19 protein-coding genes are annotated in these 20,587 nt (G+C 73.7%); 8 read left to right on the forward strand and 11 right to left on the reverse strand.

The window, feature by feature from the left end:
* Positions 1-438 precede the first annotated feature (438 nt).
* Together ACIBQZ_RS28970 and ACIBQZ_RS28975 are read left to right on the forward strand one after the other, a co-directional pair.
* Positions 439-1,347, forward strand: coding sequence for an ATP-binding protein (locus ACIBQZ_RS28970; protein ID WP_396091994.1), 909 nt, complete (start codon positions 439-441; stop codon positions 1,345-1,347).
* Between the two features lie 22 nt (positions 1,348-1,369).
* A complete protein-coding gene (locus tag ACIBQZ_RS28975) occupies positions 1,370-2,578 on the forward strand; it encodes a pyridoxal phosphate-dependent aminotransferase (protein ID WP_396091963.1) in 1,209 nt (402 codons plus the stop codon).
* Positions 2,579-2,594: 16 nt separating this feature from the next.
* On the opposite strand, the gene ACIBQZ_RS28980 is transcribed toward ACIBQZ_RS28975, so the two are convergent.
* Positions 2,595-3,161, reverse strand: coding sequence for a helix-turn-helix domain-containing protein (locus ACIBQZ_RS28980; RefSeq protein ID WP_396091964.1), 567 nt, complete (start codon positions 3,159-3,161; stop codon positions 2,595-2,597).
* Between the two features lie 47 nt (positions 3,162-3,208).
* Here ACIBQZ_RS28980 and ACIBQZ_RS28985 point away from each other — a divergent pair, with 47 nt between their 5' ends.
* Positions 3,209-4,066 carry a class I SAM-dependent methyltransferase gene (locus ACIBQZ_RS28985; protein ID WP_396091965.1) on the forward strand — a complete coding sequence of 286 codons (858 nt, stop codon included), beginning with the start codon at positions 3,209-3,211 and terminating at the stop codon, positions 4,064-4,066.
* A gap of 125 nt (positions 4,067-4,191) precedes the next feature.
* A complete protein-coding gene (locus ACIBQZ_RS28990) occupies positions 4,192-4,377 on the forward strand; it encodes a hypothetical protein (protein WP_396091966.1) in 186 nt (61 codons plus the stop codon).
* Here the strand turns inward: ACIBQZ_RS28990 and yiaA are convergent.
* Positions 4,374-4,856, reverse strand: coding sequence for an inner membrane protein YiaA (gene yiaA, locus ACIBQZ_RS28995; RefSeq protein WP_396091967.1), 483 nt, complete (start codon positions 4,854-4,856; stop codon positions 4,374-4,376). The genes ACIBQZ_RS28990 and yiaA overlap by 4 nt on opposite strands.
* Positions 4,857-5,549: 693 nt before the next feature.
* On the opposite strand from yiaA, the gene ACIBQZ_RS29000 reads away from it, so the two are divergent.
* Positions 5,550-6,827: a PP2C family protein-serine/threonine phosphatase gene (locus ACIBQZ_RS29000; protein ID WP_396091968.1), complete on the forward strand. Its 1,278-nt coding sequence runs from the start codon at positions 5,550-5,552 to the stop codon at positions 6,825-6,827.
* A gap of 97 nt (positions 6,828-6,924) precedes the next feature.
* On the opposite strand, the gene ACIBQZ_RS29005 is transcribed toward ACIBQZ_RS29000, so the two are convergent.
* The 7 genes from ACIBQZ_RS29005 to ACIBQZ_RS29035 form a co-directional block, all read right to left on the reverse strand.
* Positions 6,925-7,773 carry a carbohydrate kinase family protein gene (locus tag ACIBQZ_RS29005; protein WP_396091969.1) on the reverse strand — a complete coding sequence of 283 codons (849 nt, stop codon included), beginning with the start codon at positions 7,771-7,773 and terminating at the stop codon, positions 6,925-6,927.
* Positions 7,774-7,782: 9 nt separating this feature from the next.
* On the reverse strand, positions 7,783-8,190 hold the full coding sequence (locus ACIBQZ_RS29010) for a response regulator transcription factor (RefSeq protein WP_396091970.1): 408 nt from the start codon (positions 8,188-8,190) through the stop codon (positions 7,783-7,785).
* Positions 8,191-8,568: 378 nt separating this feature from the next.
* Positions 8,569-10,254 (reverse strand): glycoside hydrolase family 13 protein, encoded by a 1,686-nt coding sequence (locus tag ACIBQZ_RS29015; protein ID WP_396091971.1) that lies wholly within the window; start codon positions 10,252-10,254, stop codon positions 8,569-8,571.
* A gap of 68 nt (positions 10,255-10,322) precedes the next feature.
* Positions 10,323-11,384 (reverse strand): LacI family DNA-binding transcriptional regulator, encoded by a 1,062-nt coding sequence (locus ACIBQZ_RS29020; protein ID WP_396091972.1) that lies wholly within the window; start codon positions 11,382-11,384, stop codon positions 10,323-10,325.
* 30 nt (positions 11,385-11,414) lie between these two features.
* Positions 11,415-12,323 carry a serine hydrolase domain-containing protein gene (locus ACIBQZ_RS29025; RefSeq protein WP_396091973.1) on the reverse strand — a complete coding sequence of 303 codons (909 nt, stop codon included), beginning with the start codon at positions 12,321-12,323 and terminating at the stop codon, positions 11,415-11,417.
* Positions 12,324-12,362: 39 nt separating this feature from the next.
* Positions 12,363-14,348, reverse strand: coding sequence for an ATP-binding protein (locus tag ACIBQZ_RS29030; RefSeq protein WP_396091974.1), 1,986 nt, complete (start codon positions 14,346-14,348; stop codon positions 12,363-12,365).
* 10 nt (positions 14,349-14,358) lie between these two features.
* A complete protein-coding gene (locus tag ACIBQZ_RS29035; RefSeq protein WP_396091975.1) occupies positions 14,359-14,733 on the reverse strand; it encodes a response regulator transcription factor in 375 nt (124 codons plus the stop codon).
* Positions 14,734-14,931: 198 nt separating this feature from the next.
* Here ACIBQZ_RS29035 and ACIBQZ_RS29040 point away from each other — a divergent pair, with 198 nt between their 5' ends.
* The 3 genes from ACIBQZ_RS29040 (at position 14,932) to ACIBQZ_RS29050 (ending at position 17,846) form a co-directional block, all read left to right on the forward strand.
* A complete protein-coding gene (locus tag ACIBQZ_RS29040) occupies positions 14,932-15,171 on the forward strand; it encodes a hypothetical protein (RefSeq protein WP_396091976.1) in 240 nt (79 codons plus the stop codon).
* A 67-nt stretch (positions 15,172-15,238) separates the two neighbouring features.
* Positions 15,239-15,856, forward strand: coding sequence for a hypothetical protein (locus ACIBQZ_RS29045; protein WP_396091977.1), 618 nt, complete (start codon positions 15,239-15,241; stop codon positions 15,854-15,856).
* A 160-nt stretch (positions 15,857-16,016) separates the two neighbouring features.
* Positions 16,017-17,846 carry an anthranilate synthase family protein gene (locus tag ACIBQZ_RS29050; RefSeq protein WP_396091978.1) on the forward strand — a complete coding sequence of 610 codons (1,830 nt, stop codon included), beginning with the start codon at positions 16,017-16,019 and terminating at the stop codon, positions 17,844-17,846.
* A gap of 62 nt (positions 17,847-17,908) precedes the next feature.
* Here the strand turns inward: ACIBQZ_RS29050 and ACIBQZ_RS29055 are convergent, their stop codons facing one another.
* Positions 17,909-19,825: a glycosyltransferase family 2 protein gene (locus ACIBQZ_RS29055; protein WP_396091979.1), complete on the reverse strand. Its 1,917-nt coding sequence runs from the start codon at positions 19,823-19,825 to the stop codon at positions 17,909-17,911.
* Positions 19,826-19,967: 142 nt separating this feature from the next.
* Positions 19,968-20,531, reverse strand: a complete 564-nt coding sequence (locus ACIBQZ_RS29060; RefSeq protein ID WP_396091980.1) for a hypothetical protein — start codon at positions 20,529-20,531, stop codon at positions 19,968-19,970.
* Positions 20,532-20,587 lie beyond the last annotated feature (56 nt).

Below are 20,587 nucleotides of genomic sequence, written 5' to 3' on the forward strand. Positions count from 1 at the left end.
CTGGCCCGCGGCCTGGACCTGGCCCGCGACACCGGCCGGCTGACCGCCAGCCCCGCGCACGTCCTGCCCGCCGACGCGGGGCTGCCCCCGGCGCTCCGCCAGCCGGCGTTCCAGCTCATCGCCCCGGTGCACGACGGCGGGTTCCGCGGCTGGGTCGTGCTCGCCGTCCGGGCCACCGACCTGCTGCGCGAGTCGTTGCGCGGCGCCGGCGTCACCGGCGTCGCCACCGTGCTGACCGAGACCTCGCCCGCCGGCGTGCGCCACGAGGTGACCCGCTGGGCCGAGGGCGTCGGCCCGGTCGGCGACCGCAGCGTCACCATCAACGTCGGCCCCGCCGGGCACACCTGGCAGGTCCAGGTCCGCCCCACCACGGCGCTGGTCGGCGCCGCCCGCGCCGCCGCGGCCCCGCTCACCCTGCTCGGCGCCGTCCTGATCAGCGTGCTGTGCGCCGCCCTGCTGCTGGCCGCCGACCGGGGCCGGAGCCGCGCCGAGGCGCGCCTGCGGCGGGCCGCCCGCGAACGCCGCGACGGCCTCGCCCGGCACCGGGCCGAGCTCGACGCGCACCGGGCCGAGCTGGCCCGCCAGCGGGACCGGGCGCTGGTCACCGAGCAGCAGCTGCGCGACCGCGAGGCGGAGCTGACCGGCTTCGCCGCGGCCGCCGCCGACCATCTGCACGCCCCGCTGCACACCATCGCCGGCTTCACCGAGCTGATGCTGGAGGACGGCACCCAGCTCGACCCGGCCACCCGCGGTTTCCTGGGCCGGATCGGCGCCGGCACCGGCCGGATGCTGTCGCTGGTGGACAGCCTGCTGGTCTACGCGACCACGAACGACGCCGCGCTCAAGCTCGAGCCGGTCGACGTGGGCGGCCTCGCGCTCGGCGTGGTGGCCGGCTGCCTCGACCACGTCACCGGTGAGCCGCCCAGCGTCGACGTCGGCGACCTGCCGGTGGTCACCGCCGACGCGGACCTGCTCGGCGAGGTCATCAGCCGGCTGGTGGACAACGCGGTGCGCTTCGTCCGGCACGGCACGGCGGCCCGGGTCACCATCACCGCCCGCGAACACACCCCCGGCCGGTGGCGCATCGAGGTCGCGGACCGCGGCATCGGCGTACCCCAGGAGCAGCGCACCCGGATCTTCGCGCCGTTCCACCGGGCCCCGGCCGCCGAGGGTTTCCCCGGCGCGGGCCTCGGGCTGGCCGTCTGCCGGCGCATCGTGGACCTGCACGGCGGCGAGCTCGGCGTCGAGCCGAACCCCGGCGGCGGCAGCCTCTTCTGGTTCACCCTGGCCGCGTCCCCGGTGGCCCCGGCCCCGGGCCCGGAGCTGCTGGCGGCCGATCTGGCCTGACGGCTGGCCTAAGCTCGCAGGCATGGTGGAGCAGGCGAGCAGGCTCAAGAACGTCCGGTACGACATCCGTGGCCCGGTCCTGCGGCGGGCCCAGGAGCTGGAGGCGGCGGGGCACCGCATCCTCAAGCTGAACCTGGGCAACCCGGCGCCGTGGGGGCTGAGCACACCGGAGCCGATCGTCGCGGACATGGTGCACAACCTGGCCGACGCCGAGGGCTACAGCGACGCCCGGGGCATCTACTCCGCGCGGGTCGCCGTCGCGCAGTACTACCAGACCCTCGGCGTCGAGGACGTGCAGCCGGACGACATCTTCCTCGGCAACGGGGTCTCCGAGCTGATCATGATGTCGCTGCAGGCACTGCTCAACACCGGCGACGAGGTGCTCGTGCCGAGCCCGGACTATCCGCTGTGGACCGGCGCGGTGACGCTGTGCGGCGGCCGGCCGGTGCACTACCGGTGCACCGCGAGCGAGGGCTGGGCGCCCGACCTGGAGCACGTGGCCGCCCAGGTCACCTCGAACACCCGGGCGCTGGTCATCATCAACCCGAACAACCCGACCGGCGCGGTCTACTCCAAGGAGACGCTGCTGGGGCTGCTGGAGATCGCCCGCCGGCACCACCTGCTGGTGCTGGCCGACGAGATCTACGACAAGATCCTGTACGACGACGCCAAGCACGAGTGCGCCGCCGCGCTGGCGCCGGACCTGCTCGTGCTGACCATGAGCGGGCTGTCGAAGGCGTACCGGGCGGCCGGCTTCCGGTCCGGCTGGATGGCGGTCAGCGGCCCGAGCGCGCACGCGACGGAGTACCTGGAGGGCCTGCAGCTGCTGGCCAACATGCGGCTGTGCCCGAACGTGCCGGCCCAGCACGCCGTGCAGACCGCGCTCGGCGGCTTCCAGAGCATCAATACCCTGATCCGCCCGGGCGGCCGCCTCTACGAGCAGCGCAACCACGCCTGGCAGAAGATCAACGAGATCCCGGGCGTGGACTGCGTGCTCCCGGCCGGCGCGCTCTACCTCTTCGCCCGGCTCGACCCCGCGATCCACAAGATCCGCGACGACCAGCGGATGATCATCGACCTGCTGGAGCAGCAACTGATGCTGCTCTCCCACGGCACCGGCTTCAACCTGCCCACCCCGGACCACCTCCGGATGGTGTTCCTGGCCCCGGTCGACGTGCTCGACGACGCCACCGACCGGCTGCGCCGCTTCCTGGCCACCTACGAGCAGTAGCCGCGCGCCGCGGCGGTCAGTGCTCGTGCAGATGGGTGCGCTGACCGTCGTGGTCGAGGATGCACAGGATCTCCGCCGGGCCGCCGTGCGCGCCGAAGGCGTGCGGGATCATCGTGGAGAATTCCGCCGCCTCACCGGCGCGGACCAGGATGGTGCGCTCGCCCAGCAGCAGCTCGACGGTGCCGGACAGGACCGTGAACCAGTCCTTGCCCGGGTGCACACCCATCTCCGCGGTGTCCCGCGGCGGCGCCGGGCGGCTGAGCCGGATCTTGGCGACCGTGCTGCCCGGGTCGCGGCTGAGCAGCCAGGTGGTGCGGCCGCGGGCCTCGTCGCGGTGCGGCCGGATCACCACGTCGTCGTCGGTGGCGGGCTCCACGAGCTGGTCCAGGGTGGTGCCCAGGGCGCGGGCGATCGGGGCGAGCTGGTCCAGCGCGATGCGCCGGTGGCCGGTCTCCAGCCGGCTGAGCGTTGACGGGCTCAGATAACAGCGCGCGGCCAGGTCGTCGAGCGACCAGCCCCGGGCCACCCGCAGGCCGCGGATGCGCTTGCGGACCAGGCCGTCCAATTCTCCGTCTTGCGTCATACGCAAGATGCTATGCCGTACGCGCAAAGCACGGCTAGGGTCGGGCCATGACGGATCACCACCACCACGGGCCGGGCCACGACCACAACCACGGTCACGACCACGGGCAGATGGACGACGACGCCTTCGCCGAGATGATCGACCTGGATGCCGAGGTGCTGCACGAGTACCTCACCGGCCTGTTCGGCTGGCTGCACGAGCGGTCCGGCGGGCGTACCCGGCGGATCCTGGACGTGGGCAGCGGGAGCGGCACCGGCACGCTGGGTCTCGCCGGGCGTTTCCCCGAGGCCGAGATCACCGCCGTGGACCTGTCCGCGCCGATGCTGCACCGGGTGCGCGACAAGGCCCGCGCCCTCGGCGTGGCCGACCGGATCCACACCCGGCAGGCCGACCTGGACGCCGGCTGGCCCACGCTCGAACCGGTGGACCTGGTGTGGGCGTCGGCGTCCCTGCACCACCTGGCCGACCCGGACCGGGTGCTGACCGACATCCTCGGCACGCTGCGCCCCGGCGGCCTGTTCGCCGTGGTGGAGCTGGCCTCGTTCCCCTACTTCCTGCCCGCCGACCTCGGCCTCGGCCGGCCCGGGCTGGAGGAACGCTGTCACGCGCTGGCCGGCCGGGACGTCCCGCTGCTCGGCGCCGACTGGGGTCCCCGGCTGCGCAAGGCGGGCTTCACGGTCGAGGCCGAGCGGCGGTTCGACATCGCGCTCACCCCGCCGCTGCCCGAGGCGACCGGACGGTACGCCCAGGCCGTGCTCAGCCGGCTGCGCAGCGGACTGGACGACCGGCTCGACCCCGACGACCGGGCGACGCTCGACACGCTGCTTTCCGGCGACGGGATGCTGTCCCGCACCGATCTGACGGTCCGCACGACGCGGACGGTGTGGCTGGCCGTACGCCCGTGACCGACCGCGACGCCGCCATCGCCGAGCTCGGCCGGCGTGATCCCCGGTTCGCGCTGATCGTGGCCCGCTTCGGGCCGCCGCCGGCCTGAGACCGCGAGCCGGGCTTCCCGACCCTGCTGCGGATCGTGCTGGAGCAGCAGGTCTCGCTCGCCTCGGCCCGGGCCGCGTACGACCGGCTGACCGCGGCCGTCGACCCGCTGACGCCGCAGGGCTTCCTGGCGCTGGACGACGCCCGCCCGCCGGCGCCGACCCTAGCTTGCTCTTCACCTGCGGCGATCTCGCTCTTAGCCTGCGGCGTTCTTGCTCTTTAACCTGCGGCGATCGAGCCGTCGGCGCGCCGGCCGTTCCACTGCAGGTCCGCCATCGCCACGGCGGGAGCCGGCGCCCGGTACTGCATGGCGTCCCGGACGTTCTTCTGCACCGCCACGGCGCCGAACAGCGTCATGGCGAACGCCAGGCCGTAGAAGCCCTTCTCGCTGAGCGCCATGCCGCTGTTCCACAGGCCCACCGTCAGCATCACGACCGACAGCGCGATCACCGACCACGACAGCCCCAGATACAGCGCCGACACCGGCAGGCCCTCGGCCCGGTCCCGGACCGCCTTCTGCAGCGACACCGCGGCGAACAGGCCGAGCACCAGGACCGCGGCGTAGAAGCCCTTCTCGCTGCGGGTCATCGAGGCGTTCCAGAGCCCGACCGCGAAGGTCGCCACCCCGAGCACCAGCGCCGCCCAGGAGGCGCCGACGAAGGCGGCGGTGGGCTTGGCGGGCGAGAACGGCTGACTGGTCACGGGACTCTCCGAGGTGTCACGCGGGCCTCCGGTGAGTGCCCGTTGCGTCAGCACAGCCTGCGTGACACCCCGGCCTGGATCCTGAGTAGCGGTACCTAACGGCGGTAGGTAGGCACCCGGGTCCGCGCTCGCAGGCGACGGCTTCGTCACCCGCGAACACCAGGCAGCGGTCGCCCGTCGCGGTGCCGTCGGCGCCCTGCACGGTCCCCGGTGCGCCCGGCGGCCCGCCGATGCCGTCCTCGTCGTCACCAGTGCCGCAGTACCGCTTGTTGTTGCCGGTCTTGCCGCGTCCCTGCCCGGGCCACCGTCCATCGTGTCGCCGCCGCCGCTGCCGCCGTACGCGACCGTCCAGAGGACCGACTTTGTTTGACCACCGTGTCGTTCCTGGCGCCGAGCGTGCAGCGCACTTGGTCCGGTCGCCCGTGACCGCCCTGCAACCCGTACCCGCCTTGATCCGGACCCGGTCGTCGAACGTCACGGTCCGCCGGACAGGCTGACCGTCACCTTGCTGGTGAGGTTCGAGCCGGCCACGAACCGCACCTCCGACTTCCCCGCGGACGAACGCCTGCCCGGTGCTCGCGGCCTGCGCGGGCGCGGCGGCGATCCCGGTGGCCGCCGCCACTGACACGAAATGCCGACCGGGAGCGGTCGCCTCCCCACTTTGCCGACGATGTCAAGCTCTATGCTCCGGGCGTGGCCACGAGCGGGATGAACGGGATGGATCTCAACGAGGTGCTGCTCGCCGTGGAGAAGGCCGCGCCCGTGGACGCGGTGAAGGCGGTGACCCGCAAGATCGGCGTGAGCCTCGGCGCGTTGTGGGTGTCGTTCCTGGTCGCCGACATGAGCGGCCGGGCCCTGGTCCGGCTGGTGCACGTGCCGATCGGCGACGTCTCCGGGGCCCGGCGCCAGGACGAGGACATCGCGCTGGTCCTGCCGTTCGACGGCGGGCCGCAGGAACAGGCACTGCGCGCCCAGCAGGCGCTCGTCGAGCAGAACGGCGGCGAGTTCGTGATCCGGGCGCCGGTCACCCAGCGCGGCGAGGCCATCGGGCTGCTGGAGATCGCCCTGCCCGCGGCACCACCCGACGCGGCCGTCCGGCGGGTGTCCGAGGCCGCGCACACGCTGGCCTTCGTGGTGATCGCCAACCGCCGGCACACCGACCTGTTCGAATGGGGCCAGCGGACGACGCCGTTCACCCTCGCCGCGGAGATCCAGCGGCGGCTGCTGCCCCCGTCGTTCACATGTGAGGCCGACTCGTTCACCCTGGCCGCGTGGCTGGAGCCGGCCGCCAGCATCGGCGGGGACACCTTCGACTACAGCCTCGCCCGGGACCTGCTGCACCTGAGCATCACCGACGCGGTGGGCCACGGCGTGCAGAGCGCGCTGACCGCGACCCTGTGCGTCAGCGGCCTGCGCAACGCCCGCCGCCGCGGCGGCACCCTGCTCGACCAGGCCGACGCCGCGAACCAGGCCCTCATCGGCAACGCCGTGGACCGGTCCGCCTTCGTCACCGGCATCCTCGGCCGGCTGGACCTGCGCACCGGCGTCCTCGCCGTCGTCAACGCCGGGCACCCGATCCCGCTGCTCGTCCGCGACGGCACCGCGCAGTTCGTGGCGCTGCCGGTCAACCGGCCCTTCGGCCTGCTGCGCGACAAGCCGTTCCGGCACAGCCAGCTCGCACTGCGCCCCGGCGACCGCCTGGTCATGCTCACCGACGGCATGCTGGAACGCGACGCGGCCGCGCTCGACCTGCCCGGCCAGCTGGAGCACCTGTGCGCCCTGCACCCGCGGGAACTGGTCCGGGTGCTGGGCGACCTGCTGCTCGACCTCGCGGGCCCCGGCGGCACCCTGCCCGACGACGCCTGCCTGCTGGTCCTCGACTGGCACGGCGGCCACGGCGAAACCCGCAACACCGACGCCGGCGCCGACCCGGACCGGGCCTCCGCCCAACCCGCCGAAATTTCCGGCTGATCGGACCGTCCTCCGTGGCTACGGTCTCGGCCGGACACCCGTTGTTCTTCGCGGCGCCACCGACTTCTTCGCGGCACCGGGCTCGGCCGCCGGGGGTTCAGTCGCCGGCGGCCAGTTCCGGGGAGCTTACGCAGGCGGCCGCGGTGGTCGCGGCCAGGTCAAGACACTCGCCCAGCGGTGCGCCGGCGAGGTGGGCGCTGAGGAAGCCGGCGAAGAACGCGTCACCCGCCCCGTTGGTGTCCACCACCTCGGCCACCGGCGCCGCAGCCACCTCGACGATCTCGCCGCCGGGCACCAGGGCCAGCGCGCCGCGGGCGCCGCGGGTGCAGACCGCCAGGCGCTTGCCGGCGGCGACCTGCTCGCGCAGGAACCGGTGCGGGTCGGGCAGCCGTTCGTCGCTGACGAAGAGGTAGTCGGCGGCCGCCAGGAACTCGGCGTGGAACGCGCTGCGGCCGTCGTAGTCGTGCAGGTCGCACCACACCGGCTTGCCCAGCGCCCGGGCGGCCGGCAGCGCCTGTCGACTGTGGTCGGCCAGGTCGACGACCACGGCGTCCGCGTCAGCCAGAACAGCAGCCTGCCGGGCCGGCACCGGCGCGGCGGCCTCCGGCAGGGTCAGATAGACCGACAGCCGGCGGCCGGCCGGGTCCATGAGGTTGACGTGCCGCTCCGAGCCGTTGCCGGAGCGCCTGACGAGCAGGTCGATGCCGGACGGCCGCAGGGCCCGCCGGATCGTCTCGCCGGTGTCGTCGTCGCCGAGCAGGGTGCACAGGCTCACGCCGAGACCCAGCCGGCGCAGGTTCAGGGCCTTGCCGGCCGACGTGCCACCCAGGCACTCGTGATGCCACCCCGCGAACACCGTGTGCGGCTCCGCGGGCGGCAGCTCCGCCACGTGCACGAGCAGGTTCCAGGAGACCGGCCCGACAACGTAGACCCGCGGCGGCACCATGTGCCCAGGCTACCGGGAAGGCGGGACGACCAGCCCCACCTCGTACGCGATGATCACGAGCTGGACCCGGTCCCGGGCGTCGAGCTTGACCGGCAACCGTCCCACGTGGGTCTTCACCGTGCCGATCGTGATGTGCAGGGCGGTGGCGATCTCGGTGTTGGACCGGCCGAGCCCGACCAGGGTGAGCCCCTCACGCTCACGGTCGGTGATGCCGTTGGGCACGCAGGCCTCCACAGCGGGCGGCGGACGCCCGGCGAACTCGGCGATCAGCCGGCTGGCCTCGATGCCGGCCATGCCGGGCATCCGGATGTCCATCAGCACGACATCGGGTCGCACCTCGCCGGCCAGGCGCACCGCCTCCGCACCGGTCGCCGCCTCGCCGACGACCTCGACGTCCGAGGTGTCGGCGATGACCATCCGCAGCGCGGCGCGGCGCGGCGCGGCGCGGCGCGGACCAGCGTGTGGTCGTCGGCGAGCACGATCCGAACCGTCATCGGAGCCCGGCCGGCACCGGCAGCCTCATCGACGGACGGCCCCGGCGGATGGATCGCCGCGCCGTCACCGTCCCGGTCCGCAGCGCCGACGGGCAGCCGGCGACCGTCACCCGGACCCTGTACTCGTCCCGGCACATGATCGGCGATCGGCTCGACGGACCGACGGGCTCGGCCCGGCCGGGTCACCGACCGCTTCACCGAGGAGGGGATCAACGCCGATCCGGCCCTGCGCATCACCCGTCTGCACGGCTGAGCGGACGGGCCCGGCCCGGGGTGGCGGCCCCGGGCCGGGCGGATCAGGTCAGACCGACCACCACACCGTAGTGTCCGGCGGGATCTCGACCTCGTCGTCCGACAGCTCGATCGGCCCGCTGGTCAGCAGCGCCTCCCCCGGTCGTCGCACCCGGATCGGCTCGTTCGTCATGTTGACCGTGCACCGCAGCGCCGCCCCGCGTTCGAAGGCCAGCAGGCCCTCGGGTGCCGGGCACCAGCGCAGATTGTCCGCCGCGCCCAGCGCCGGGTCCGCCTTCCGCAGCGCCAGCGCCGCCCGGTACAACTCCAGTGTGGATGCCGGGTCACCTTGCTGGGCCGCCACGCTCAGGTTCGCCCAGTTCTGCGGCTGGGGCAGCCAGCTGCCGCCGTCCGGTGGGCCGAAGCCGTAGGGTGCCCGGTCTCCTTCCCAGGGGATCGGCACGCGGCAGCCGTCGCGGTAGCCGTCCTGGCCGGTCGCGCGGTGGAATGCCGGGTCCTGGCGGACCTCCGCTGGCAGGTCGATCACCTCGGGCAGGCCGAGTTCCTCGCCCTGGTACAGGTACGCCGATCCGGGCAGCGCCAGCAGCAGCAGCGTCGCCGCGCGGGCCCGGCGCAGACCGGCCACCGGGTCGACCTCGGCGGGCTTGCGGCCGGCCACGTCGCCCTCGTCCGACTGGAGCAGCCGGGTGGTGTGCCGGACCACGTCGTGGTTGGACAGGGTCCAGGTGGCCGGGGCGCCGACCTGGCGCATCGCCGTCAGGGACTCGTTGATGACCCGGCGCTGGGCGGCCGCGTCCCAGGCCGTGCCCAGGTAGCTGAAGTTGAACGCCTGGTGCAGTTCGTCCGGGCGTACGTAGTTGGCGACCCGGTCCAGGGTGGGCGCCCAGGCCTCGGCCACCGCGATCCGCTCGCCCGGGTACTCGTCGAGGATCGTGCGCCAGCTGCGGTAGATGTCGTGCACGCCGTCGCGGTCGAAGCACGGGCTGACGCCCACGTCGAGCAGGTGCCATTCGGTCTTCGCGCCGACGTCGGGCAGGCCCGCGGCCTTGACCAGGCCGTGCGCCACGTCGATGCGGAAGCCGTCGACGCCCAGGTCCAGCCAGAAGCGCAGGATCGTTCTGAACTCGTCGGCGACCGCCGGGTGGTCCCAGTTGAAGTCGGGCTGCTGCGGGGCGAACAGGTGCAGGTACCAGTCGCCCGGCGTGCCGTCCGGGTCCGTGGTGCGGGTCCAGGCCGGGCCGCCGAAGATGGACTGCCAGTCGTTGGGCGGCAGTTCGCCGTCGGCGCCCTGGCCGGGGCGGAAATGGTAGCGGGCGCGCAGGGGTGAGCCCGGGCCCTCGGTGAGCGCGCGGCGGAACCATTCGTGCTGGTCGGACGAGTGGTTCGGGACCAGGTCGACGATGACCCGCAGGCCGAGGCCGTGGGCGTCGCCGATCAGGGCGCGGGCGTCGGCCAGGGTGCCGAACATCGGGTCGACGGTGCGGTAGTCGGCGACGTCGTAGCCGGCGTCGGCCTGTGGCGAGGCGTAGAACGGCGACAGCCAGACGGCGTCGACGCCCAGCTCGCGCAGGTACGGCAGGCGGCTGCGGATGCCCGGCAGGTCGCCGATGCCGTCGCCGTCGGAGTCGGCGAAGCTGCGCGGGTAGATCTGGTAGATGACCGCGTCCCGCCACCAGGAAACGGACGCGGCAGCGCCGTGGTGCTCGGCCGACGGTGCGATCAGTTGATCGGTCATGGTGGAAGAAGCTAGCAGGTTACTAACTCGTGTTACATAGGCCGCGACGATCAATGTGACGGGCAGCCTCACGCCGGTTTTGCGGTCGAGTCGCGGACGATCAGCGAGGTGCCCAGCGACTGGTGCGGGTGCTGGTCCTCGCCGCGGATGGCCGAGATCAGGAAGTCCGCCGCGGTGCGGCCCTTGGTCACGATGGGCTGGCGCACCGTGGTCAGCCGGGGCCGGAACCAGGCCGACTCGGCCAGGTCGTCGAAGCCGGTCACCGACACCTCGCCGGGCACGTCCACGCCGAGCTCCTGGAGCGCGTCCACCGCCCCGTAGGCAAGCACGTCGGACAGGGCCAGGATCGCCGTCGGTGGCCGCGGTCCGGTCATCAGCGCGCGGGTCGCGCGGTAACCGTCGGTGCGGGTCACCGGCACCTCGGCCAGCCGCACGTCGTCCATGGTCAGACCCGCCTCGGCCAGCGCCTCCGCGATGCCCGCCAGGCGCCGGGCCAGCGGGCCGCGGTAGCCGCGCACCGGCCGGTCCGGGCCCGGGTCCATGGACACCACCGCGAGCCGGCGGTGGCCCAGCTCCAGCAGGTACCGGGTCACCTCACGCGCACCGCCGTGGTCGTCGACGTCCACACTGGGCGCGTTCTCGTAGCGGTCGCTGTCGATCAGCACGAACGGGATGTCCCGGCGGACCAGCTCGGCCACCTCGCCCCGGTCGGTCTCCAGCCCGCAGACGATGAAGCCGTCGACCGCCGCGTACGGGATCGCCCGCAGCACCGAGTCCTGCAGCGGCGGGGTCAGCAGCAGGGTGTAACCCTCCTGATCGCACACCTGCCCGACGCCCATCAGGAACCTCGCGTAGTACGGGTTCTCCAGGATCCGGGCCAGCCGCTGCGGCAGCAGCACGCCCAGCGACTGGGTGGCGCCCGCCTGCAGCATCCGGGCCAGCGTGTTGGGCGTGTAGCCGAGCTCCTGCGCGGCCGCGAGGATCCGCTCGCGGGTGGCGGTGGAGATCCGCTGCGGGTTGTTGAACGCGAACGACACCGCGGAACGCGAGACACCCGCCGCCTCCGCCACGTCGCTCGACGTCGGCTTACCGCGGCGGCGCGGTTGCTCGCCGGTCCTTCTCGACGGCATCCGCCCGACCTCGCTGCAGTAGGTGAGCGCCTACGATAACGCAGCCGAGGTCAGCAGCTGCCGGGTCATCGCGTGCAGGTCGGTGTGCTCGTCGTCGGTCAGCAGCACCACGCTCGCGCGGCGCTCGGGCAGCCAGGCGGTGAAGGACGCGAAACCCGGGATGTCGCCCGGGTGGAAGTACGCGAGATGCCCGCCGACGGTGCCCACGAACAGGCCGTAGCCGTAGTGCGGGGCGAAGAACGTCCGGCCCGGCCGGGGCTCGGCGGCCGTGGCCGTGAGCGGTCCGGTCATCGCCGCCCGCGACTCGAAGCCCAGCAGCGCCCCGGAGTGGATCTGCTCGCTGTACCGGGCGAGGTCGCCGACCGTGGACCAGACGTCGCTGGTGCCGGCCATCGGCGGCAGGGCCTCCCCCGCCGCGGCGCCGACCGCGGGACGGCCGGTCGTGGTGGCGCTCATCCCCAGCGGCGCGAAGATGTGCTCGGCCAGGAAGTCGCCGTACGGCTGCCCCGCGGCCTGCTCGACGATGTGCGCGACCAGCAGGTAGCCCGGGCTGCTGTAGAGCCAGCGCAGGCCCGGCCGGCTCGCCGGGGTGCCCTGCGGGATCAGGCCGACCCGGTCGGCGACCGGCATCGCGGCGCGCACGTCGAACCCGGGCTCGGCGCCCCAGTGCGGCAGGCCGGAGGTGTGCGTCAGCAGGTGGTGCAGGGTGACCTCGCGCCACCAGGGCGGGCAGCCGGGCAGCCAGGGCGCGACCGGCCGGTCCAGGGCCAGCTTGCCGCGCTCGGCGAGCAGCAGCGCGGCCACCGCGGCGAACTGCTTGCCGGCGGAGGCGATCGGGAACCGGGTCTCGAGCGTGGCGGGCGCCCCGGCGGACCGCACCACCACGGACCCGTCGACGGTCACCTGCGCGGCGCCGCGCAGGCCCTCCAGTGTGCGCATGGCCGACAGGCTATCCCTGATCACCGTGGATGCGGAGACTCAAGCCGCAGGAAGCCGGATGGTGACCGTGGTGCCGGCGCCCTCGGCCGAGCGGATCTCGATCCGGCCGTCGTGGTTCTCCACCACCGTGCTGACGATGGCCAGGCCCAGGCCGGTGCCCGGGACCGCCTGCCGGACCGCGTTGCTGGCCCGGAAGAAGCGGGTGAACAGCGTCTTCTGCTCCGCCTCCGGGATGCCCATGCCGGTGTCGGCCACCGCGAGCACCACGTCGTCGCCGTCGCGGTGGGCCAGCAGCGTCACGGTGCCCGCGGCCGGGGTGAACTTCACCGCGTTGGCCAGCAGGTTCATCAGCACCCGGTCGAGCTGGTCGGGATCGGCGCGCAGCGGGAGCGGGCCCCGCACCTCGGTGCGCAGGTCGATCCGCGCCTTGGCCGCCGCCGGCGCGACCGCGGCGACCGCGTGCTCGACCAGCCCGGCCAGGTCGACCGGCTCGCGCTGGGTGGAGAACGCCCCGGACTCGATCTTGGAGAGGATCAGCATCTCCTCGATCAGGTCGCGCAGCCGCCGGGTGTTGCGCCCGATCACCCCGAGCATCTTCTCCTGCGCCGGCTGCAGCTCGCCGCCCTCGGCGTCCAGCAGCAGCTCCACGTAGCCGGAGATGCTGGTGAGCGGGGTGCGCAGCTCGTGCGAGACGGTGGACATGAAGTCGGTCTTGGCGGTGTCCAGCTCCTGCAGGCGGGCCACCAGGTGCTGCTCACGCTCGTACAGCCGGGCCAGGTGCACCGCGCGGCCGAGGTCGGCGGCGACCACCTCGACCAGCCGGACGTCCACCGGGCCGAACGGCGGGCCGTCATCGCGCAGCAGCGTGAGCGCGCCCAGGCACTCGTCGCCCACGCTGACCGCCACGGTCAGTGCCGCGCCGGCCTCGGCACAGGCCCGGAGCTCGGCCTCCGGTGGCTGCACCTCGGCGGCGGACGCCGGGTCGTCGGTGGCCCACACGTCGCCGCTGTCCAGCCAGGTGACGTCGCAGGCGGCCAGCGTGGCGAGCCGGCCGTGCAGGTGCTCGTCGCCGAGGCTGGCGAGCTGGGGCACGTCGGTCTGCCCCGGCGCCATCCGGACCAGCACGTGCTCGGCCCGCATGATGCCGGCCAGCCCGCGGATCGCCTCGCCGATCGCTTCGCGCACGCTGAGGTGCGCGCGGACCCGATAGCCGAGGTCGCGGACCTCGCTGCGCAGCCGGGCGATGTCGCCCTCCGCGGCCCGGATCCGGTCGCCCTCGTCGGCCATCGCGTTGAACGCCTCCGCGACCGCGCGGATCTCGGTCGGCCCGTGGCCGGCGTCGGCCCGGGCGTCGAGCCGGCCGTCCCGGCGCTCGGCGAGCATCGACACCACACCGCCGAGCGGCCGGGTGATCCGGCGGGCGGTGACCAGCGCCATGACCCCCGCGGTCGCCGCCGCACCCAGGGTCAGCACGACCAGCAGCGCGACGGTGAACCCGCCCAGCCACGAGCTGCGCTGGTGCAGCGTGGCGGCGCGCCGGGCCAGGGCGGCGTCGAACGAGTCGTTCTCGGCCACGAACGCCTGGAACAGCGGCTTGCCCTCGTTCACGTACCGGATCGCGGCGTCGCTGCGCGGTGACGCCTGGCGTTGCAGCTCGGCCAGCCGCCACCAGGCGTCCGCGCGCGCCAGCTGGGAGTCGACCGCCGACTGCTCGGGCGGGCCGGCCAGGTCCCGGACGCGCCCGCTCGCCTGCGGGTAGTCGCCGCGGGCGACGAGGTACGTGTCCAGCAGCTGGGCGTCGCCGGTCAGCAGATAGCCCCGCAGCCCCCGCTGGGCGTCCGCGAGCAGCGTGCGCAGCTGGGCGTTGGCCAGCTCCAGCGGCTGGACATGGGTGGAGAGCTCACGGACGACCCGGTGCTGCACCAGCACCGTGGTCGTCTCGGCCAGCCCGGAACAGACAATCAGGGCTACCAGGACGGCGAAGGAACGGGTGAGCAGGCGCCCGACAGAGGGGTCACGGCGCATGAGACGGCGGTCAGGCCCGGGCCCGGCTCAGCAGCGCCTGGATGCGCGAGACCAGCTCCCGGGGGCTGAACGGCTTGGTCACGTAGTCGTCCGCCCCGGCGCTGAAGCCGCCCTCCACGTCCTGCTCCTGGACCCGCGCGGTGAGCATGATGATCAGCATCCCGGCGGTGGCCGGGTCGGCGCGCAGCATCCGGCACACGTCGATGCCGGACAGCCCGGGCATCGAGACGTCCAGCACGGCGAGCGTCGGACGGTGGGCCCGGGCCTGTTCGAGTGCTGCCTGCCCGTCCTCGACCGCGATCACCTCGAGGCCGGACTGTTCCAGCTTGAACGCCACCAGGTCTCGGATGTCGGCGTCGTCGTCGGCGACCAGGACCACCGTCACGGCCTTTTCCCCCCGTCGAGGCCGGACGGAAACGCCCGGTCTACTTTTCGCTACTTAATCGGACGATATCCGGTTAGTCCCCTGTGTGACTGCCGCTCGGCGCAACCGCATCGCAACTCGTGCGCAGCCGCTCTCGCAGCCCCATCCGGGTGTCCTGGAACCCGACACCGGACCACGACCACCCGGCAGGAGGACCCGATGACTTCCGTGAGCACCGATGACGTCCGCACCGAGGCGCTGTTCGTCTCCGATGTCCAGCGTTCGCAGCAGCCGACGGCGGAGGTCATCCGCGCCGCGGTGAACGCGACGGTCGACCGGCTGGGCGAGCACGGCTGCGCCGAACTGGTCGCCCAGGAGTTCGGCGAGCACCCCGACTGCGCGCTCGGCCGGATGCAGTGGGCCCGCACCGCGGTCCGCCGCGCGTACGCCGCCGCCTGACCCTTCGCCTCGAATACTCACCGTGACGACCGAGGCGGGACACCCGCCCTGCTCATACCGTGAATGAGTGCCTGTCGACGTCACTGCCCGTCACCGGGCCGGCGGAGTCGGGCGGCTGATCGCCCTGCGCACCGCCGCACCCCGGCACGCCGCCGCCCCGGCCGCGTTCGCCGGCGGGGCGACCCTCGAACTGCGCGAGCTGCGCCCCCGGCGCTGGCCCCTGGTCCTCGCCGTCCTGGCGCTGGCGCTGCTCGCGGCGGTCACCCCGCTCGCGCTCCGCGAACCCCGGACGCCGCAGGCGACCGTACCGCTGCCCGTGGTCTCCATCCCGCAGCCGCCGGCCGAACCGCCCGCCGCCAGGCGGACACTGCACGCGGTCCGGCAGGCCGCCAAAGCCAGCCCGACGCCCACCTCCGCCGCGCCGAGCGCGGCGCCGGTGCTGCTCGGTCCCGCCGCCCCCGCCGAGCTGCCCGCGCTGCTCGGTTCCTACTGCCGGGCGACCTACGGCCGGCTCACTCTCGCGGCCTCGACCGCGGACGGCTGGGTCTGCGCCCCGCTCGGCCGCGCGCCGGTGGCCCTGGCCATGGACCCGATGTGCCGGTGGCGGTACGGCGGCGCCGCCTGGGCCGACCTCGGCAGCGACACCGACCCGCGGAGCTGGCGCTGCTACCGCGACGGCCCCTAGGATGGCTGCCATGCACGCGCGCTTGAGCATGTGGTGGCCCGCCGACCCGGCGGCCACACCCACCCGCGCGTAACTTCACCACCGCGGCCGCCTCCGACGAGGCGGCCTTTTTCGTGTGGCCCGGTCCTCGGCGGCGACCCCAGCCCGAGATGAGGAACCGATGCAACCCTTCGCCCTGCTGCACCGCGACGGCGCCGGCCACGTCGACGTCCTGACCGGCGACGTCGTCACGGTCGGCACGCTCGCCGAGATCCCGCTGGCCCCCGGCGGACCCGGGCCGCAGACCCTGGCGCTGGTCCCGTACCGGCAGGTCACCGAGCGCGGCTTCGCCTGCGTGGACGACGCGGCGCCGCTGGAGTGCCTGCGGATCACCGACCGGAGCACCCGGCCGCTGGCCGAGGTGATCGGCGAGCTGCCCGCGACGCCGGTGGCGCTGCGCGACGGCGGCTTCGACCTGTCCGACGAGGCGTACGGCGAGATCGTCGAGGCCGTGCTGCGCGACGAGATCGGCCACGGCGAGGGCGCCAACTTCGTGATCCACCGGGTCTTCGAGGCGACCGTGGACGGCGACCCGCTGGCCGCGGCCCGGTCGGCGTTCCGGGAGCTGCTGGTCCGCGAGCAGGGCGCGTACTGGACCTTCCTGGTGCACACCGGCACCCGCACGCTGGTCGGCGCCACCCCGGAACGGCACGTCAGCGTCGCCGACGGGCTGACCATGATGAACCCGATCAGCGGCACCTTCCGCCACGACGGCACCCGCGAGCTGGCCGACTTCCTGGCCGACCGCAAAGAGATCGACGAGCTGTACATGGTGCTCGACGAGGAGCTCAAGATGATGGCCGCGGTGGCCGAGCACGGCGGGCAGGTCGTCGGGCCGTACCTCAAGCGGATGGCCCACCTGACCCACACCGAGTACCTGCTGGCCGGCCGCGGCTCGCTGGACGTCCGCGACGTGCTGCGCGCGACGATGTTCGCGCCGACCGTCACCGGCAGCCCGGTGGAGAACGCCTGCCGGGTCATCGCCCGGCACGAGCGCCGCGGCCGCGGCTACTACGCCGGCGTGCTGGCCCTGCTCGGCCACGACGACGAGGGCCGGCAGACGCTGGACGCGCCGATCCTGATCCGCACCGCGGAGATCTCCCCGGCGGGCCGGCTGCGGGTGCCGGTCGGCGCGACCCTGGTCCGGCACTCGACCGCGGCGGGCGAGGTCGCCGAGACCCACACCAAGGCGGCGGGGGTGCTGGCCGCGCTGGGCGCGTCCTCGCTGCCACGCCCGGCGGCGCGCCCGGCCGACGACGACCCGGGCATCCAGGCGGCGCTGGCCGCCCGCAACGACGGCCTGGCCCGGTTCTGGCTGGACCAGCGGCGCCCGGGTGCGCTGACCGTGCCCGAGCTGGCCGGGCGGACGGCGGTGATCGTCGACAACGAGGACACGTTCACCGCGATGCTGGCGCACCAACTGCGGGCGCTGGGGCTGGTGGTGCGGGTGGTGCCGTGGACGGCGGACGCCGTACCGGAGGCCGACCTGGTGGTGCTCGGGCCGGGACCGGGCGATCCGGCCTCGGCCGAACCCAAGATGGTGCGGCTCCGCGCGCTGGTGGCGCGGCTGCTGGCAGCCCGGCAGCCGGTGCTGGCGGTCTGCCTGGGCCACCAGGTGCTCGCCGCCGCGCTCGGGCTGCGGCTGCACCGCCGGGACAGCCCCTACCAGGGGGTGGCGCGTGACATCCCGCTGTTCGGCGCGGTCCGCCGGGTCGGCTTCTACTCCAGCTTCACCGCGCTGAGCCCGGCCGACCGGCTCGGCACCGGCCACGGCGAGGTCGAGATCGCCCGCGACGACGCCGACGGCACCGTGCACGCGCTGCGCGGCGCGCACTTCGCCGGGGTGCAGTTCCACCCGGAGTCGGTGCTCAGCGCGGACGGCATCACCGTCCTCAGAGAACTTCTCCCGCCACTTCTGACCGAGGCGGTTAGCCCCGCCGCTCTGGGGTAGCGATAGTGATGTCGGTGGTTCAAGCGGATCGAGAGCCTCCGCTTGGACCACCGACCCTCACGTCAGCCCCGGGTGGCCGCCGCCAGCTGATCGGCGTCCACGTAGCCCTGCTGCACGGCCAGGTCACCCAGGCGCTGCCAGGCCAGGTCCGAGGTCGCCTGCAGCTCCAGCAGCTCCTCGAGCTCCCGTACGGAGAGCAGCCCCCGCGCGACCAGCCGCTCGCCGATCCGCCGCTGGGCGGTGACGGTGAACGACCGGGGCACCCGCGACACCAGCCGTGACGTGAGCCCGGCCGCGGCGACCGTGAGCAGGTGCACGATCGGCGCCACCGAGATCAGCAGGGTGAGCGCCGCCCACACGTACAGCGACGGGTAGTCGTGGTGCAGCAGCTGCCCGGCGATCAGGCAGCCCGCGGCCAGCGCCGCCCAGCCCAGGTGCGGCCGGAAGGTGCGCCAGGTGTCGCCGGTCGCGGCGGCGCCCTTGGGCGTGACGACGTAGGCCAGCGGCCGGCCGGCGAGCTGGGCGGCCGCCGCGGCCACGTAGATCGGCGCGGTGATCAGCTCCAGCGCCATCCCGGCCAGGCCCCACGAGCGGCGCTCGTGCTCGACCAGGTTGAACCGCTGGGTGAACTGGAAGAACGCCATCCCGACCACGATGTTGCCGACGAACAGCGCGCCCCAGGCCAGCGCCGGCAGCCGGGTGACGGTCACCCCGCCGACCAGGTAGATCGCGCTGAGCGCGACGCCGATCACCCAGGACAGCGCGGTGGTCGGGTAATGCGACTGCAAGGCGAAGAACGACAACCGCTGACCCCGGGTGAGCCCGGGCAGCAGGCGCGGCGAGTGCCGCCGGGCGATCTCCCAGATCCCGTACGCCCACCGCTTCTGCTGGCTGAAGAAGTCCGAGTACGTCGCCGGCCCCTCACCCACCGCGAGGATGTCCGGGGTGTAGACGCCACGCCAGGTGTTGCCGGAGACCGGGTTGACGGCCCCGTAGATCACCATCGAGGTGAGATGGTCCTCGATGATGCAGTCCTGGTAGCCGTTGATCTGCCGGAACGCGGCGGGCCGGTACAGGTGGTTGGTGCCGATCAGCAGGGGTGCGCCGCGGCCGTTGCCACCCCGCTGCATGATCCCGTGGAAGATGTACGCCAGCTCCGCCGCGCCCTTGGCCACGAACGACTCGGAGATGTTCGCGTAGACCTGCGGGGCCACCACGAAGGCGGTGTCCGGGTCGGCGAAGTAACCGAGCGTGCGCTCCAGGAAGTTCGGGTACGGCACGTGGTCGGGGTCCATCTGGGCCACCACGTCGTAGTCGGCCTCGTGCGCGGCCCGCCAGGCGTTGTGGTTGCCGTGCTTGGTACGCGCCTTGAACTCGCCGGTGGGCTGGTTCCACTCCGGGTGGCCCTTGCGGCTGAAGTGCCGTACGCCGATCTCCTCGCAGCGGCGGCGCACCTCCGCGTCGTCGCCCTCGTCGAGCAGCCAGACGTCGACCGGCCCGTCGTGGCGTACCCGCTTCATCGCCCGCAGGGTGGTCAGCACCAGCTCGATCGGCTCCTTGCCCGGCACGATCGTGGTGAGCACCGCCACCCGCAGTCCCGGCGGCGCCGGGATCGGCACCGGGTCGCAGGCCCGGGCCGCGAAGTAGGCCAGCACCCAGGTGCGCAGGCCGACGATGAGCTGCAGCACGATCATCAGGAACAGCCCGATGACCATGACCGTGTTGCCGATCGGCTCGTCCTTGCCGAACCGCGGCAGGTTGCCGGGCAGCAGCAGGTAGACCACCAGGGCCGCGGCCAGCGCGATGTGCAGCGAGGCGGCCCCGAGCATCACCCGGTGCTGGCCGCGACCGAGCACCCGCCGGTAGCGGACGACGGCCGCGGCCGGCTGCACCGGGCCGGTGATCTCGGTGGCGGTCCGGCCGTAGAGCTTGCCGGGGATCCGGCGCTCCAGGATCTCGGTGCCGGGTTCGGGGCTCATCCGCTGCGCTCGCGGACGGCGTGCGGGATCGATGCGGGCGGCAACCCGGCGACTGCGCGACGGCACCCGGGGGTGGGGAGAAAGTTCACCTTCGGGAAATCGACCCCGCGCGGCCCGGGTTGAGAGTTGCCGCCCGCGTGATTCAGCTCGTGGACGGCGCCGGGGCGCTCGGCGCGGCCGAGCCGGCCGACGGTGGAGCGCTCGGCACGGCCGATCCGGCCGAGGGCGGGGTGGCGCCCGGCGACGCGGGCGCACCGCCCCGGGGGCCGCCGCCGGGACGCTCGCCGCCGCCGCGGTGACCCGGGCCACCTCCGCGCTTGCCGTCGCGTTCCGGCGCGACGCCGACCGAGGTGGCATCCAGCGAGACCCCGTCGGCGTTGACCGTGCCCTCGGCGTGGATCCGGGTGCCGACCGCGACGCCGTCCGGCTTGCTCGTGATGTTGATCTGCCGGGTGAAGCCGTCCCGGTCGGTGATCATGATCCGGGTGTCCGTGATCGACTTCACCGTGCCGGACAGGTGCGGCTGGTGGGTGCGGGCCTCGCCCGTCCCGCGGCCCGGCGCACCCGAGGGCGCGGCCGAGCCCGACGGCGTGGGCACGTCCGCGGCCTGGGCCAGCCCGGCCAGGCCCAGGGCCAGGCCGCCGCCGATCGTGGCGGCCACGACGACGGTCCGGGCCCGGTGCTTGCTGAAGATCTCCGGTCGCAAAGCTCCTCCAAGGGTTCGGTGGGTGCTTCCCACCGTCGCCGGGAAAGCTGAAGCGG

Origin of the sequence: Actinoplanes sp. NPDC049599 (assembly GCF_044465625.1) — a bacterium.
Classification (GTDB): domain Bacteria; phylum Actinomycetota; class Actinomycetes; order Mycobacteriales; family Micromonosporaceae; genus Actinoplanes.